Origin of the sequence: Pseudoalteromonas byunsanensis (assembly GCF_001854475.1) — a bacterium.
In the GTDB taxonomy this organism is placed as follows: Bacteria; Pseudomonadota; Gammaproteobacteria; order Enterobacterales; family Alteromonadaceae; genus Pseudoalteromonas; species Pseudoalteromonas byunsanensis.
Window position 1 is genome coordinate 464,799 of the sequence record NZ_MNAN01000026.1, and the last position, 15,673, is coordinate 480,471.

Here is a 15,673-nt window from a genome sequence, read left to right on the forward strand (position 1 = left end):
GAAGGAGGCCAGAGCCTGTGCTTAACGTACAGGATGGCCTTAGTTGGAGAAAGGAATCGTTGGTAGGGTATTAGAAGAGAGGTACACAAACGAACTGCACAATTATGGTGCGGTTCGTTGGCGTTAAATGGAATTCTCAATAGATGTTATGTTGTTAGCTCAAGTGAGTTGCTCACAAACCAAGTGAGAGCGAAAACCCTGTTTATTGATACAATGCTCAACTTCACAGACAAACCAACTACCGTCCAAGTCACTTTTAGTGTTGGCTATTTTAACAACGCCACCTGCAACGATTTGAGCATTTCCTATGCATGAGATTTGAGTACTGGAACTTGCACGTTTTAGGCGATTGAGTTTAGCCTTTGCAACTCTTGTTGCCATGGCTTTGCCCGCGTACACATAGGGTAATACTACACTTGGACTGCCACTGCCGATTTTTACGGGCACCCGTAATGCGGTGTCAATATCGTAATAAAATGCGGTTACATCACCTACTTCGCGACAGGCATCTTTGTCATATCGCCAACTCAGAATGTCTGCCGGGGTAAGTACAACTTCTTTTAACGCTTGACCAGTTAACGAGCGTCCCGTGCCTCTGGCCATAAAAATCAGTTTGTCATGTGAGATTTTTAAAATGGCATCAAATTGTTCAGCAAGGGATGTAAGCAGTTGAGCGTCACTTTCATTTTGCTCAATATGTGGCAGCTCAATGTTGATAAATGCTGCTCCCACTTTAGCGTCAAGACCGTACTCGCCAGCAATATCAGATACCAGCTCCCCCAGCTTTTTGGGTTTTTTAGGGTCTTCAGGCCAAGAGCGTTGTTTGGGAGCTTTGAGCGCGGTATGCCACAGCAGTTTATTGCCAAATAGCTCCAGTGATCGCACAGGACCTGTTAAGCTAAACTCCCCCACCTCAAACTGGCCAAGAGGGTGAAGTGTAGCGCTTTTGTCTTCATTGCCTTTTTTGTAGCCCATCGCAATCTCGATGATATCCGTAGGCTTTGGTTGTTGAATTGGCGCTACTTCCAAGTTATCAAAACGCACGTAACAACTATCACTGGCCAAGCCTGTTTTGAGCCTGACTGTGACATTAACAACTCGGTCTATCAAACGCTGAGCGACTTCTTTTCCATTCGTTTTGATAGAAAACTGAGGTTGAATATCCATGATTAGCTCCTCAGTCCCAGATATTGATTATGTTCTGCTGTACAGGCTTTTCAATTACCTCGGGGAGAAAAATCGCGATATTTTCTGGATAAATAGCTCCCAATTCAGCTAAACCATGATTTGCTTCAAGCACCATTTCAACCATCGTGCTGCTGCGACCATAATGATGCCAACAGATATTGTCTAGGCAATCGCCATCACGCGTAATATACGTTACCCCGCTCATTGTTCATCTCCTTACTTAGTATTGCCGTCGTAACGATCTAAGGTCATTTGAAATTGGATCTCTCTGGGAATACCATCATTGAGAAATAATGAACGTTCTTCATTGATTGATTTGATGATCCATTTTCCTAAGATCCTGCCCACGGAGGCGTCAGACTTGCCATTAACTTTGACATAGCCAAGCGTGAGTGGTTTTCCTTTGGCAGCTTCAGCCCTCATATTGTCAACCTGATGGAGGCCATCTTTGACGAGCTGAGGGTAAATCGTGCCATCTAAATTGATCGTTTGTGCGCCTACCCCAACAAACTGCTGAACCGGGCTTTTACCTTCTGTTTGAGAATCTTGGGTCTTCCAGCGATACTCTGTCGCATAAGATAATTTGCTAAACGCCGCACTACTCACCGAGAATTTATAGTCCCCCAGCTGCATCATGTGCGACGCGTGACTTACTTTAGCCATTAAGCTACCTCATCAATATATCGCAAGCGTATATCACGCTGCGCTTGCTGTTGTTTTTCCTCAAGAACCAGCTTGATTTGCTCAGCGATTTCCAATGCCGACATATCTGGTGTCGCATTGACCGTAATATTGGCATTAACGGTCACGCTACTATTCACATGCTGCGCTGGTGATTTATCGCTAGTTGTTTTTTGCCCTAGCGCATTAAGCTCATTTGGATTAGCAATCAACACATCATTTTGTTGATCTGTAAGTTGCTGTGCTAAGGCTGATTTTCGATTTACATGTGCTTGCCCTGCCTTTGCGTTTCGTGAACTATCCCCAGCTAGCTCTTTATGCGATCCCCCCAGCTCAAACCTTGGGTCATTCGCCGCGCCACCTAAAGAGGCATCTACATTGGCAATATTCAAAGATTGTTCTGCAGCGGTTTCTTTTACATCACTATCTTCCAGTGAACTGCCGAACCAATCGCCTAAGAAGCCACCTAATGACTCACCTCCAAACGAACCTATTGCGCCACCAATCGCACCACCAATCAATGTGCCAACACCAGGAATGATAGAGCCAATGGCAGCCCCTGCTGCGGCACCTGCAAGCGCCCCACCTGCTCCGCCCGCTGCGGATCCAATTTGTTTCGATTTCTCGCGTTTGCTTAGGCTGTCATCGGCCAATGTACCGCCAATATCCGCAGCGCTCATAATGGTTCTAAGCGGGCCAGTAAAGCGGCCTAATGTTTTAGCTAGCGGGTTTTTCATTAATCTCTTAACAAAACCACCCACTTTAGGCTTTGCTTGTTTGTTGCCACCGAAAATTGGGTCATTCGCGGCAACGCCTTTGCCCAGCTTTGCTTGGTTGGCTGACTGAGACTTGTTCGGCGTAGCGGCTTGCTTAGAGTTATCTTTACGACCTCCATCCAATACCTTCAGTGCGGGTTTTGGTGATTGTGCTAGCTTACCTTTGTGTTTATTGGACGAGGATTTATCAGTGTCATCCTGTGTGTCTTTCACCCATGGCTGGGTATTACTACGCGGCTGAAACTGACGGCTTTTCGCCCCCTTGCGTTTGGCTTTGTTGCGCCTTCTATTACGCTTTTTGTTACGTTTGCTCGGCTTATCTTTTTGCTCTTCTGGCGCGTCTTCAGTGCCTAAGTTCTCAAAGAAATCAGTGGCGGCATCACCTATAGATGATAAATCGCCATTAAGGATCCCTTTGAAATCAAGCTTGCCAATAGCAGACGAGTGCTTTTCAAAAGCTGAAGCCGCATCGTTTAGACCGAAAGAGTTAAGAAGATCTGGACCCGCTTTAACCAATGATTGAAGATCGCCACCCATAATGCCTTTCATGTCTAGCTGCTTTAGAGCAGGCAAGGACTTTTTAAGTGCATCTGCGGGGCCCTGAAAGTTAGCCACTTTGAGTAAGTCTGGACCGACATCTAACAGCGATGACATGTCTCCCGAGGCAATACCTTGCAAATCTAATTGCTTAAGTGCTGGCATCGCAGTTTTCAGCGCTTTGGCTGGGCCTTTTAAATTGGCCGCTTTGAGTAAATCTGGGCCTGCATCTAATACCGAAGACAAGTCTCCCGAGACAATACCTTGCAAATCTAATTGCTTAAGTGCTGGCATCGCAGTTTTCAGCGCTTTGGCTGGGCCTTTTAAATTGGCCGCTTTGAGTAAGTCTGGGCCGGCATCTAATACCGAAGACAAGTCTCCCGAGGCAATACCTTGCAAATCTAATTGCCTAAGTGCTGGCATCGCAGTTTTCAGCGCTTTGGCTGGGCCTTTTAAATTGGCCGCTTTGAGTAAATCTGGGCCGGCATCTAATACCGAAGACAAGTCTCTCGCAGCAATACCTTGCAAATCTAATTGCTTAAGTGCCGGCATCGCAGTTTTCAGCGCTTTGGCTGGGCCTTTTAAATTGGCCGCTTTGAGTAAATCTGGGCCAGCATCTAATACCGAAGACAAATCTCCCGAGGCAATACCTTGCAAATCTAATTGCTTAAGTGCTGGCATCGCAGTTTTAAGCGCTTTGGCAGGGCCTTTGAGATCGGCGGCTTTCAAAAGCTGTGGCGCAAGGTCTAAAATTGAAGCCAAATCCCCTTCAACAGTGCTTTGCACGTTCAACTGATTGACGGCTGGCAGCTTGATAGGTGCCTGTTTTTTAGCAGCCGGATTTTGTGCCAGTACAGTGCCTTGTTCTTTACTGACTCGTTTGTTTTTACCAAGTGGCTTGTCGTGCAGTTTAGTGCTGGTTTTAGATGTTTTAACCTTTTCAAGAATTGGGTTGGCCGGTGTTTTGGCAATCAATTTATTCACAGAAGGCACGGCTATATGCTTGTCTGACGGTATTCCTCTGCTAACTACCTTTTGCTGTTTTTGTGCGGTTTTGTTTGCTGCAGTGTTTTTTGTTACGTTCTTTATTTGTTGTGTACTAGCACCTTTTACTTTGAGGCCTGCAACTGTATCAAGCAACTCTCGTATTGCGTTGCTGACCCCCTCTTCTACGCCACCTGACAACTCATTCGTAAGGTGCTCAATCGAATGGGTAACCGCGCCGATAGACCAGTCCAACGATGTTAAGCTGTCATCAAGAGATTCCACATTCATCGCTTTGAGCAAACCAAGCGTACTGGCTCGTACTGAAGACAAGTTCTCGCTCATGATACTTTGTGTATCAAGCTGGTGTACCACTGACTCTTGAACACTAAACAAGCCAGCTTCTACATTAGAAGCATTATCTCGCCCTGTATTACTGGCATTTGATGTCTCTTGTGAAGGATTCTTGAGATTTGCAGGTAATGAGCCTGAACTCATCTGTAAAGATGCATTTAATTCCAACAAATGCGCACGAAGGTCTGTGACATGGTTTGCGAGCAAGTCATTAACATTAAACGTTGCAAGCAAGCTAAGTAGTGACTCTAGCGGTTTGCTGTCAAATGCCAGCGCTTGCGATTGAAGCTGCTGCATCACCTGTCCAAGTAATTCGGCACTAGCGCTAATATCTTCATATGGCTGAATTTTTGGTAGCTTGTTTTTCACTTTATTTTCAGCAGTTCCCTGCAAAGTTGATGCACCCTGTTGTGTGGCGCGATTTTGATCAGAAGGATCCACAAATGTCATAGCAATACCTGAGAAATACATAGAAGTGAGCGAAGTGCCTGTAATAACTCTGCATTGATTACCAAAGGAGGGCTGGCGGTGCAGTGACAGGCGTGGTGTTTGTATTTTGTACGGCAAATAACACTAAATAATGCTATTTGCCGTACAAAAAAAGGCAGGGGTTACCCTGCCTCTGTGGATTGTTTGTATTCAACGGCTGACTCGAACCATTCGCATAGCTCAGGCTCGGTCAGCGCGTTTAACTCGTTTAGGCCCCACCCAGTATATTTAGCAAGGGCAATAACCATAGCTTTTAAGCGTTTGGGCGGGATACGAGAAAAGCCTGTAGCTTTTCTCGTAACTTGACAAAGTCGCTCCAGTCAAGTTCTTCAATTACGTCTGGAGAAACTTCACACAAATTCGAGAAGTAGCGAATTTCACTTTCTGACTCACTCAAATCTGTTTTGTCCACCATTAAACGATCACGTACTTTTGGTCGTCTCATCTTTAGTTCTGCATACTCATGCGCATCGACCGTGACTGGGAAGTTCAGTTTAATGATATCTGTCATAATTTATTACGCTCCAATTGCAGCACGTAGAAGTGCCATTTGATCTTTACCGTTGATAATACGAGTGTCGTTTTGTAGGTCGATGTCGTAGATAACATCCTGACCGATTTCTAGCTTGTATTTTTGAACCGCGTATTGAAGCGTCAATTTCGCTTCTTCGCCGTCTTTCCAGTTGCCCATGTCAACTTCTTTGAAGAAGCCTTCTAAAGTCACTTTAACTGGAACAGGCTCTTCGCCTTGTGCTTGAATCGCACCACGTGCTGTTAGTGGTGTTGTTTTACCACTCCAGTCACCTAGTAGCTTCATCATGTCGGCACTGTACTCAAGCAAAGTTACTGAGCCTTCAAGCTTTTCAAGTTGGCCTACATCAAGTTCGATTGGCGCTTGGAAACCTGAAGTGACTTCACGTGTTTTCACCGTTACTTTTGGCAACGTGATTTCATCAGCAATACCTAGATAGCCTTTACCATCAACGAATAGCTTGAATTTTTTTAAGATTTTAGGAGACATTGCCATTATACGATTTCCTCTAGGTAGTTGTTGGTTAGAATGCTCTTGAAGGTGATGTGCTCAGCCGGTGTTGGTGGTGTAAAGTCAAAGCTAAAGTACACTTTACCTGCCTGAATATTTTCAGGTGTGTTCAAATCTGCATCAGCCCAGATTTGACCGCCGATAATCGCACCCTGCGCTTTTAAGCTATCAAGGTATGACTGCACGCTTTGCGTTACATCTTCGATGTAAGTCTTTGTGATGTTGCGGTCAACCGCCCACATGTGAGCACGTAACAGCGAGTCGTTGATCATGTCCGCTGTACGAACCACTGACAGGAATGCCCATTTAGGGTCGTCAGAACACGTACGGTTACCCCATAACTTGAAGCCATTTTGACGGATAATCGTCGCAACTTCATTTTCGTTCAGTAAGTTAGCTCGGGCGCTTGCATCACCTAGCTGGAAGTCGATTGGGCGCTCAGTTGCCACGATACCATTCATGTTGGTGTTACTTGGGCTCCACCAGAAACCACGATCGTTATCTGATTTTGCAATCATACCCGCAACACGTGAACTTGCAGGCTCTACCACTGATTTACCGTCACGGAATACTTTAACCGCCGGGTCAACCACAAACACACGGCGTGAGCCGAAGTCTTTACGATATGCTTTTGCTGCGTTGTCGTCTGTACTTGGTCCATCAGCGATAATCACAGCGCGTAAACGCTCTGCAACTGTAACCATGTTAGAAACCACTGGGTTCTTCTCAGTGCCGTTCTTCTGGTGCGTGTAACCTGGAGCAATTAGAATACGTGGTGCAACACCCACGACTGACTCAGCGCCTAAGAATGCTTGCATACCTGTGTAAGCACCGTCGCTGTCAACACCACCTATGATGTTGTTAGTCACAGTTGCTTCGTCACCATCTGCAACACGTACCACAATCACAACAGCACCAGCTTGGTCGAAAACACCGTCAATCGCAGGAACTAATGAACCCTTAAGACCATACTCAACATCAGTGATTGTTTTCTCAACTTTGTCCTGAATTGCTTTTAACTCATCAGCCGTTGGCTCAACATCACCATTTGCCGCTTTGTGAGCTGCAACCGCTTCTGCTTCTGCAGCTGCACGTAACGCTGCCAAACGCGCTTTGAAATCAGCATTGTCTGGGCTCACTAATTTCGCAGCTTCTGCTCGTTTACCTGCAATTAATACAGGTGTATTGAGTGGAAACGCTTCTTCGTCAGCGAATGGCGCTGTACCTACTAAGCCAATTACTGAGCTTTTTACTGTTTTGATTGGACGAGTGCCTGATTGCGCCTCGATCACCTCTACACCGTGTAGAAATTGTGACATATGATTCTCCTTTAAGGGTATGTCAGTTAGAAACAAAAAAACCACGCTAAGCGTGGTTTTGAGATTTAAAAAATATGAGTTTTGTGTTGTTACACTTGTATGCCTTCAATGATTACTGGTTCGCCATTAATTAAATACAAACCATTAATATCTATAGACAACTTTCCGCTGCCAGCGGGGTGCACCGCAACCGATTCAAGACGAAAGCGAGGTTCCCATTTTTCCAGTCCCTCTGAAATCGCCAGCGTAATATCGCCCACCAAAGAGCTGGAAAATGGACTATCGAGTAGGTCGAATAAACCGCACCCATAATCACGCCGCATGACACGACTGCCAAGTGGCGTTGTGACAATGTCCCGAATACTTTGTTTAAGATGGTCAACGCCCGAGAGCGGCCGACCTGTTTGCGCGTTCATACCTATCATTTCGTAACCTTTTGCATTAACCACCGACAGTGAAACTACTTACTCCCAGTGCTATTTTTCCGCCACAACTGGTTGGGTCGCCAAGACGTGCAACCGCCTTACCTGCTATCGTAAAACTCCCAGCTCCCTGAGCGACCATCGCACCAACGTGTTTTACTTTGGGGTCTGTAGCTAGATTATGCGTGCTTATTGAATCGCCTTGGCGCAGCACGGGTTTTCCCGCCACGGTAAAACTGGTCTGCGATGCACTGATGGAGCCTGGTAAAAATCCCACGTGCAAGTCCGTTATGTGGGCATCAACTGAAATTGCCGGCATAACTTACTCCTGAGCGCTGATCTTACTACCGTTAAGTTTTAGCGTAGCCGATGATTTAACCGTCAAGTCGCCGCCCGTAGCTTCAAGAGCAAGGGTTTTTCCCTTTAAACTGAGGTTGTCGGCAGCCGTTACTGCGATATTCTTGTCAGCATTGACCGTAGCATTCCCCGTTACATTAACGGTGGCGTTATTTTTGACTGTGATGTTTAAGTCGTTATCACATTCTAAAATAATGTCTTTGGCAGATTTGAGCTTGATAACCGCAGAGTCTTGTTTAACGTCTATCAGGTATTGGTGCTTCTTGCGGTCATATTCCACCATGGAACCATCCTGATATTTGGTTCGCTGTACATTGACCCGTTCATCCTTGCCCACATCACTGGCCACACTTTCTAAGTTATGACCATTTTGATACAAGCTGCCAAGCACTACGCCTTGCGCTAAATCACCACAAGGGGCAAGTACCACAACCTGTTCACCCACCTCTGGTGCTTGCCAAGTTAAGTCGTTAAATGCCTGATTAGTCAGCCAAGGTAGCCAAGTTGTGAGCCAGTCACCAATTTTTACCCGTACTTTGGCCTTTTCGTAATCCACCTCATTCACAGTGCCAAGTGAGATAAGCTTAGCCAAACGGCTTTGCATATCTGCCTGTGCTAGATTACTTTGTAGAGGGTTAGCCTGCATTTTCCACCTCCGCGATTACCACTTCACCCTCAGCATTGACCGTGGCCACATGGTGATGTTCTCCACCGTGTGGACCGAGATATACATCGGTGATCACAGGGCCAGGTGCTTCTTCAGGAGGCTCAACTTGATAGTAAAACTCCCAAATCACCTTCGCTTTACCTATCACGGTGTCGCTTTGTTTGGTAAAGGCAAACTCGCTACTATGAGCGACAAAGTGTTGCCAAGGAACGGGCACATCGTCAGCCTGCATCAGCGCTTCACTACTATCAATCACCCCGTCTAACCGCTTAAGTAGCGCGATGTTATCGGCATCTTCGGCTTCGATGTCTAGCTGCAATTTCAGCACTCGTCTGTCGAGTGGATTTGGGCTTAAGTTTTTGTTTGACGTAGGCCCATAAGTGACACCTGAGGCGGCACCTGTACTTTGCAACTCACTGGCTTGACGTTCTGATACCAGTGTGACACACAGCTGCGCCACTTGGGTTAAGTCTGGATAAGGCATAACAGGTTTTATCAAACCAACCTGTGCGACGCCTTGTAATCCAGAGCTCAGGTACTCAAGCACCTTTTCAACTAGGGTACTGCGATGGTTCATAGTGATTCTCTGATAAAAAGCTCAGCCCTTCATAAAAAAGAAAGGCTGTATAATGAATGGCGGACAATGTGCCCGAAGAGGGTTAAACTGGTAATGGGTAACGTGTTTTAATTTCAGCCACTTTATCCATCCAAATTTGTTTTGCTTCGTCTGTTTGGTCATATTGCCACTCGATAAACAGTGGATCTGACTCACTTTGATAAGCGTGCTTTCTAGCTGCAATTACCTCTTCGTATTCCAGCACGATTTCCAGTTCATCTGTAGGTAAGTCAATTTCATTTACATATAAATATTCACCAACCTGCTGTCGGTTTAATACATTGCCAAATGTGGCTACCACTGTGCCACTATGTTTAACTATCATTGTGTCACTCCTATACTGCTGGAATATCTGAAGGACGGGCAAATTCTGGATATAATGCCCAACCAGTCCGTTCTAAATCCACATAACCACTGGCCGTACCAAACAAGCAAATTAACGCTTCTCCCTGTTCGGAGTTAAATACCAACTTTGAATGATTAGTATGAAAAGCAGCCGATGAGTTTACCGCTTTTCTACGCTCAGCGTATAAGTGCCAGTCATTTCCGCAATCAACCACTGAAGTCATCGCGCCAGAAACGCTACCTGAGAGTAATTTTAGGTAACATGCAGAAGTCAATGCTCCTTGTTGATAGCCCGACGACCAATTATTGTCTATGCGAGAAGGGTGTGAAGTATTGGTTCTAGTCCACTTTAAACGCAAAATATTAAAGTAGCCATTTACATATCCGTCATACACTGTAGCCCTAAAATCAGCAGCAACCCCATTGCCAGTATGGTCCGTATCATAGGCAGGAATACCATGTATGGTTGCTTCTTTAATTACTTCTAGATTAGTGTAAATCGTATTGAAGCCTTTAATGGCAGTGCCGCTAGCAGGCTCCATTCCCTGATTCCGACTGAGCAATATGTGAGACGATTCACTACGTGCACCACTGATGTAGCTATCTACTTTTGTGCTTGCCTGCGCGATAGTTGTATCCACCTCACCCATCTTGGCACTAACGGTACTATTAATCTGCCCAATTTGGTCCTGTACGGTTTGGGTTAAGCTATCCGCTGCAGTCACCACTTCGGTTAGGCGCTGCGTCATCGTTTTTTCTGACATGAAAACTCCTTAGTTATTGAGCTTGCTCTAAAGCCACTAAACGCAGCTCTTGTTCGATTTGACGTTGCATGGTGTTAAGCTGTACCAACGCCATATCGGCAAGCTCTCTGTCCACAATGATATTGAGGTTGTCGACACCCACTTTGACTTCCACACTGTCTGATGGAATTTGTGCCAGTGACAAGGTTAGCCACTGCAACACTTTTACATCGGGGGTGCGATAACCCAAAGTGGTGTTTTCTTGTGAGTACACGCCCAATAAAATCAGCTCAGGCTCACCTTCGCCACTGTGATCAGGGGACTCAATAAATACGCCAATTTCGCGAATGGCATATTCCAATGGCGCATCAAATTTAGCGGCAATTTTTAGCTCGCTGGTTTCACCATCGCTATAATCAGTATCAACAATAGCAACACGCTCTTTTTCGCCCTTAAGCGCCGTTTGTGTTTTGCTTGGTGTATATGCAGCATCACCAAAGGCCATATGACTAATTTTGCCTTTAAAGCCACGCTGTGTAGCGCTGAGCAAAGCGTTTAGCCCCGCTTGAGTAAACTGCAAGGTTAATGCAGACATTAAGTCGCTCCTTGTAAGGTTAAATGGTTAAACTGAATGCGTGTTAATAGCGCAGAAATGCCCTGAGAAATTGCAGCGGGTTCTGGTGCTAACCCCAACCAAGCGGCCTGATATTCACAACGAGCCAAGGTACTTTTTCCTGCTAATACAACCGCTGTTTTTCCATGCGTTTGTTCCGGTGTAACCCCTTGGAATTGAGCGTGTTTATCTACACTGGCAAGACCATGCTGGGTCGCTATAGAAGCGCCGGTTTTAAGTGCAATGCTATCTGGACGAACCCCTTTAAATGCCCCATCCTTGCGGGCGAGTCCAATCCTTGCACCACTAAACAACCCAGTTCCAAAAGATTCTTTTAATGAGATACCAAGCTGAACCTCAACATGTACCGCGGCACGTTTCGCGGTATCTACAATACGTTTAACCTGCTCCAACATAGCTTTAGTAAGCAATCCCTGCTCATTGCTATCTAGGTTCTGATTCACTAGTGCGTGTACTATCACGGTCCCGCGCTTGGCACCTTCGCTTTGCCACCATTCTTGAATATCCGTTTCAATACCTAGACTATCCAATGCTTTTTTGAGCGCATAAGGCGTTGCTTTATAACGATGCACTTCAAATGCATCAGCAATCACTTGACGTTTATTCTTTTCACTCCAAGCGTCGTTCCAGTCATCGACAGATAGCGACCATGCTAACCACGGCAATAGCTGTACCGGACATTTTTGCGGGTGCCAAATGTCATGCAACAACTGGGTTTTATCTGGGTAGGTCAATAACTGAGTCAAAGCCTCCAATAACCGACTGGCATTACTTGGCAATAACTTTGGTAAGTTTTCAAAATTATCCATTACTCGCCCTCTACAACCACCGCATGAACTTTAATATCAGTGCATACAGCAACCTCATTGGCTGCAACCTGAATGTCATCAGCAGGGCTTATAATCCGGCCACTTTCAACACCGCTTTGGTTAAGCGCTGCAAACAGACCCATCTGGTTAATATCTCTACCCAATAAACTTTGCTGTGCCAAATATTGATTCAATGCTGCTTTGACCGTCTGCGCTACAACCGATGCAGCGGGGCCTGGTGCAATATTAATTGCGACTTCCAGTGCAAATTTCTTCGTAACGGGGCCTACTATTGCCACCCTGTCACCCAGCGGCCTTACTTTGGAAGCATGATTGCTCATGCTTCCATCAGCATTTAATCCGAAGTAGCTATATAACGTGTTCAACAAATCGTCCGATGGTTGACCGTCTTGCTCATGACTTAAAACAGTCAAGTGAATATCACAAGGTTCGGGGCTTATTACATAAACATCTTTTACTCTCGTATCCGCCGAAAGTGCATGAAATTGATATGCCTGCCTACTGCCTGCGGTGTTCAACCCTTCAAATACCATTTGAATGCGACGTTTAAACCGCTCATCAGTTTCATTATCTTGCCGTGCTAAGTTGTAACGTGCAGCGATAGCATCCAAGTCATTTCCTTTGGCACTGGCTAGCATATTAGCTTTGATAGCGTCGTTGAGTTTACCGTCAAACAATAGCTGCTGATAAGCCATCATTTCTAACATGACTTGCATAGGCTCCGACTCAAAGCTCAATGCCTCAGCATATTGAGGGTATTGAGATAACAACCGCCCTTTGAGCTGTGAAAGTTTTTGTTCAAAATCCAGCTCTGTAATGGTGTCAGGTAATGGCACCTTGGACATATCTAATAAATTAAAAACGCGCATAAAGTACCTCTGATGGCCCATAAAAAAAGCCTGCACCGAAGTGCAGGCCAATTTGCTTGGATAATGGAGCTTGTTGTAACCAAACGCTGTACTAAAGCATTTAGCTAATCATTCAGCATATATGTATCTTACTGATTTTTATGATATAAAACAGGTCAAGATTGTCCTATTGTAACGATTTAGATTAGAGCGTACACCGTGTACTTATTTCTCAGTGTAAACATTTAGGTAAGCACCTGGTAAAAAAGTTTCATATCACTTTCATTTTTTGCCTTTTAAGCAACCCCATCACTGAACAGGTTACTTAATTACATACCCAGAAACTCTATTACTGTAGTCTCTAGGCATGTAACACGCCACTTTATTTTTGCCAATAAAAAGCCTGCTCAAGCGAGCAGGCTTTTTATACAAAGATGGGTCTGTACTTGCTAAATAACTTAGCTTTTTTAACTAACTTTATTAATCAGCATATGTGTATCTTACTGATTTTTATTATTTAAAACAGGTCAATCTCGTCCTGTGATAACAGCTTAGACTAAGGCTTACATCAAGGATTTTAAAACATTTAAACGAATGCTATCTAACATCACACATCATTGTTAAACTATTGAAAAATTTAGTAATACTTTACTTTTAGCCAGGCACTTCAGCCTTGACTGGGTTGCTTTGTTGCATACCTAGAGACTTCATTGCAGCAATCTCTAGGTATATAACACACCATTTTATTTTTGCGAATAAAAAAGCCTGCTCAAATGAGCAGGCTTTTAAAACAAGTTGGGACTGTGTTTGCCAAGTAACGACTCACTCTTGATTGAGTTGATTAATCAGCATATGTGTATCTTACTGATTTGTTTGACTTAAAACAGGTCAATGCTGTCCGGTTTTAAAAATCAGTATCTCATTCACCCAAACTAACTCGCAGTTTGCACCGCTCGCACTACATAGAATGTAATGTGGCTGATGCTAAACCGTGGCTCCATAAACTCTTCATTTAGTAACGCAGAGAATACTTCAAAGCGACCAGACGTAGGAAAGTTAAAAGTCGCACTAAACTGACCACCACTTACTTCAATTGGAAAATAAATTCGACGACCATCATCGCGCAGTACAGGCAACAAAAATGATTCATCAGCAATGTCCAATTGACCGCTCAAGGTGACACTTTGCCCCTCCTCCACGGTAACTTTTATTACCTGTTGCGATGTAAGATCACTGGGCACTTTAATTGCTCCCGCAACGGAGTGCAATTGAACGTCGGCTAATACCGGCTCTTGTGACTGTTCAGCGAGTTCCTTTTGCTGTTGCTCTGCATGATACTGTGAATACCAAAGCTGTGCTTGCTCTTTGGACTCCCAGCGCTGTCCAGATTCAGGGTGAGTGAGTAAATAAGTGCCATTTAATTTAATGGCTTGTTTTTGATTGCACCAGTTAAACATAAAGGCTCCTTAAGCAAAGTAAACGCGTGACAATGAATCGGTTTTTATGTTGCTTCCGCTGTAATAGAACTGAAAGTACTGATACACCAGTAAAGCATTATGAATAGGTGAGTAGGCGATAAATTGTGGATGACCGTGCCCGTGATATGCGGCGGTTGTACTATTGTTATTACTTGGAGACACGGACTCCAACGTTGCCCTAATAGTATTCCCAAACGCTGGTAAGTGAACCCTACCTTTAAAGCTCCTAGTAATAGCATAATTTGTTGTTTGTCCACTAACCAAACCCTCGTTATAACGAACCAAGTTCTGCTGGGTAATGACGGGCATATCATGATATTCGTTATTGTGAACCGCCAGCTCTTTTCGATTAGGTGGCCTTGTCACAGGTAACGCAGAAAACGTTGTACCAAAACCTGTTTGCGCATTAATTGCTTGCTGGACACTAGTGGGTGTGATGGTTTGCGTATGCAGTGGTAATAAACCATTACTGATGGCCCAGCTCTCAAACGCGCTTTCACTGACAAACGTTTGTGCCACCTTTTGTACCCAGTTTACCCCATCAAACTCATGTAAGATGCCCGCATCTACCGAATATAACTTTTTGCTATCTTTGTCTTGATATAGCTTAAAGTAATCTAGCTCTTGTAGCGACTCAACGGTAAAGCTCCCCGCCTTGTAAGTTGTTAACTGCTTAGAGCTGGCTGTATAGCTAAACAAGGTGGTGTTGTTATCTGGTAATACAAACATACCGATTTGCGCAGTACCATCCGATGGCACTAGCGCAGGGATCCTTGTAGCTTTTGCGACATCCCCTTTAGCGTCAATTGTTACAATAGCGGCTGGGTTAGCAGTGCCCACACGAGTCCCCGCGTCGTAATACACACTGAAGGTACCAGCATCATAATTCGCCATGCTAAGCATATGGCATGCACCAAACGCTTGGGAGCCACTGGCTATTTCTGCGGCGGTATTATCGTAGTAATCCAGCCTAAACTCTGGCTCACCTAGACGGTACGTAGGGTCTATCAGCCTGTCAGGTAAATTACTTAAGCTTTGCTCAACATTGGCCACAAGGTTTGCAGTAATTTCATTAAACTTAGCCTCAAGACCAGGCAGCAAGCTCAAATGCGCACTTTGCTCAAGCAGTTTAGCTTGTAGTTCTTTAACCAAGTCACTGGCATTATTAATCGTATCCGTCGCGTCATCCAAATGCTCTTCTGCCACCGCCACTAGGGCGGCCTCTAAATTAGCGCTGCTTGAGAGCTTTTGAATGGCATTGCTGACTAAGGTTTGCTCTTCTGCGCTGAGCTTTTCATTGCTGCGCATTTTGGTCACTAAATGGTCGACCATTTCCTGAATGGCGTTATTGATGGTTGCCATA

18 protein-coding genes are annotated in these 15,673 nt (G+C 44.9%); all 18 read right to left on the bottom strand.

The window, feature by feature from the left end; translation table 11 throughout:
• Positions 1-159 precede the first annotated feature (159 nt).
• Positions 160-1,167 (bottom strand): phage late control D family protein, encoded by a 1,008-nt coding sequence (locus tag BIW53_RS05635; RefSeq protein WP_070990886.1) that lies wholly within the window; start codon positions 1,165-1,167, stop codon positions 160-162.
• A 10-nt stretch (positions 1,168-1,177) separates the two neighbouring features.
• Complete coding sequence (locus tag BIW53_RS05640; RefSeq protein WP_070985079.1) at positions 1,178-1,393, bottom strand: tail protein X; 216 nt, start codon at positions 1,391-1,393, stop codon at positions 1,178-1,180.
• A gap of 11 nt (positions 1,394-1,404) precedes the next feature.
• Positions 1,405-1,851, bottom strand: coding sequence for a phage tail protein (locus BIW53_RS05645; RefSeq protein WP_070990887.1), 447 nt, complete (start codon positions 1,849-1,851; stop codon positions 1,405-1,407).
• Complete coding sequence (locus BIW53_RS05650) at positions 1,851-4,970, bottom strand: hypothetical protein (protein WP_070990888.1); 3,120 nt, start codon at positions 4,968-4,970, stop codon at positions 1,851-1,853. The genes BIW53_RS05645 and BIW53_RS05650 overlap by 1 nt, the downstream gene beginning before the upstream one ends.
• Positions 4,971-5,262: 292 nt before the next feature.
• On the bottom strand, positions 5,263-5,520 hold the full coding sequence (locus BIW53_RS05655) for a phage tail assembly protein (protein ID WP_070990889.1): 258 nt from the start codon (positions 5,518-5,520) through the stop codon (positions 5,263-5,265).
• A gap of 6 nt (positions 5,521-5,526) precedes the next feature.
• Entirely contained in the window at positions 5,527-6,036 is a 510-nt protein-coding gene (locus BIW53_RS05660) for a phage major tail tube protein (RefSeq protein ID WP_084228081.1), read from the bottom strand.
• Positions 6,036-7,370, bottom strand: a complete 1,335-nt coding sequence (locus BIW53_RS05665; RefSeq protein ID WP_070990890.1) for a phage tail sheath subtilisin-like domain-containing protein — start codon at positions 7,368-7,370, stop codon at positions 6,036-6,038. The genes BIW53_RS05660 and BIW53_RS05665 overlap by 1 nt, the downstream gene beginning before the upstream one ends.
• 89 nt (positions 7,371-7,459) lie before the next feature.
• Positions 7,460-7,795 (bottom strand): GPW/gp25 family protein, encoded by a 336-nt coding sequence (locus BIW53_RS05670; protein WP_070990891.1) that lies wholly within the window; start codon positions 7,793-7,795, stop codon positions 7,460-7,462.
• A 16-nt stretch (positions 7,796-7,811) separates the two neighbouring features.
• Positions 7,812-8,111 (bottom strand): PAAR domain-containing protein, encoded by a 300-nt coding sequence (locus tag BIW53_RS05675; RefSeq protein WP_070990892.1) that lies wholly within the window; start codon positions 8,109-8,111, stop codon positions 7,812-7,814.
• Positions 8,112-8,114: 3 nt separating this feature from the next.
• Entirely contained in the window at positions 8,115-8,795 is a 681-nt protein-coding gene (locus BIW53_RS05680; RefSeq protein WP_070990893.1) for a phage baseplate assembly protein V, read from the bottom strand.
• Positions 8,785-9,393: a hypothetical protein gene (locus BIW53_RS05685; protein ID WP_070990894.1), complete on the bottom strand. Its 609-nt coding sequence runs from the start codon at positions 9,391-9,393 to the stop codon at positions 8,785-8,787. Before BIW53_RS05685 ends, BIW53_RS05680 begins: the two co-directional genes overlap by 11 nt.
• Positions 9,394-9,475: 82 nt before the next feature.
• Entirely contained in the window at positions 9,476-9,757 is a 282-nt protein-coding gene (locus BIW53_RS05690) for a hypothetical protein (RefSeq protein ID WP_070990895.1), read from the bottom strand.
• A 10-nt stretch (positions 9,758-9,767) separates the two neighbouring features.
• A complete protein-coding gene (locus BIW53_RS05695) occupies positions 9,768-10,541 on the bottom strand; it encodes a hypothetical protein (protein ID WP_245699363.1) in 774 nt (257 codons plus the stop codon).
• Positions 10,542-10,554: 13 nt separating this feature from the next.
• Entirely contained in the window at positions 10,555-11,115 is a 561-nt protein-coding gene (locus BIW53_RS05700) for a phage tail-collar fiber domain-containing protein (protein WP_070990896.1), read from the bottom strand.
• Positions 11,115-11,963 (bottom strand): phage tail protein I, encoded by an 849-nt coding sequence (locus BIW53_RS05705; RefSeq protein ID WP_070990897.1) that lies wholly within the window; start codon positions 11,961-11,963, stop codon positions 11,115-11,117. Before BIW53_RS05705 ends, BIW53_RS05700 begins: the two co-directional genes overlap by 1 nt.
• Positions 11,963-12,853: a baseplate assembly protein gene (locus tag BIW53_RS05710; RefSeq protein WP_070990898.1), complete on the bottom strand. Its 891-nt coding sequence runs from the start codon at positions 12,851-12,853 to the stop codon at positions 11,963-11,965. The genes BIW53_RS05705 and BIW53_RS05710 overlap by 1 nt, the downstream gene beginning before the upstream one ends.
• Before the next feature lie 911 nt (positions 12,854-13,764).
• Positions 13,765-14,289: a hypothetical protein gene (locus tag BIW53_RS05715; protein WP_070990899.1), complete on the bottom strand. Its 525-nt coding sequence runs from the start codon at positions 14,287-14,289 to the stop codon at positions 13,765-13,767.
• A gap of 9 nt (positions 14,290-14,298) precedes the next feature.
• Positions 14,299-15,672, bottom strand: a complete 1,374-nt coding sequence (locus tag BIW53_RS05720) for a hypothetical protein (RefSeq protein WP_070990900.1) — start codon at positions 15,670-15,672, stop codon at positions 14,299-14,301.
• Position 15,673 lies beyond the last annotated feature (1 nt).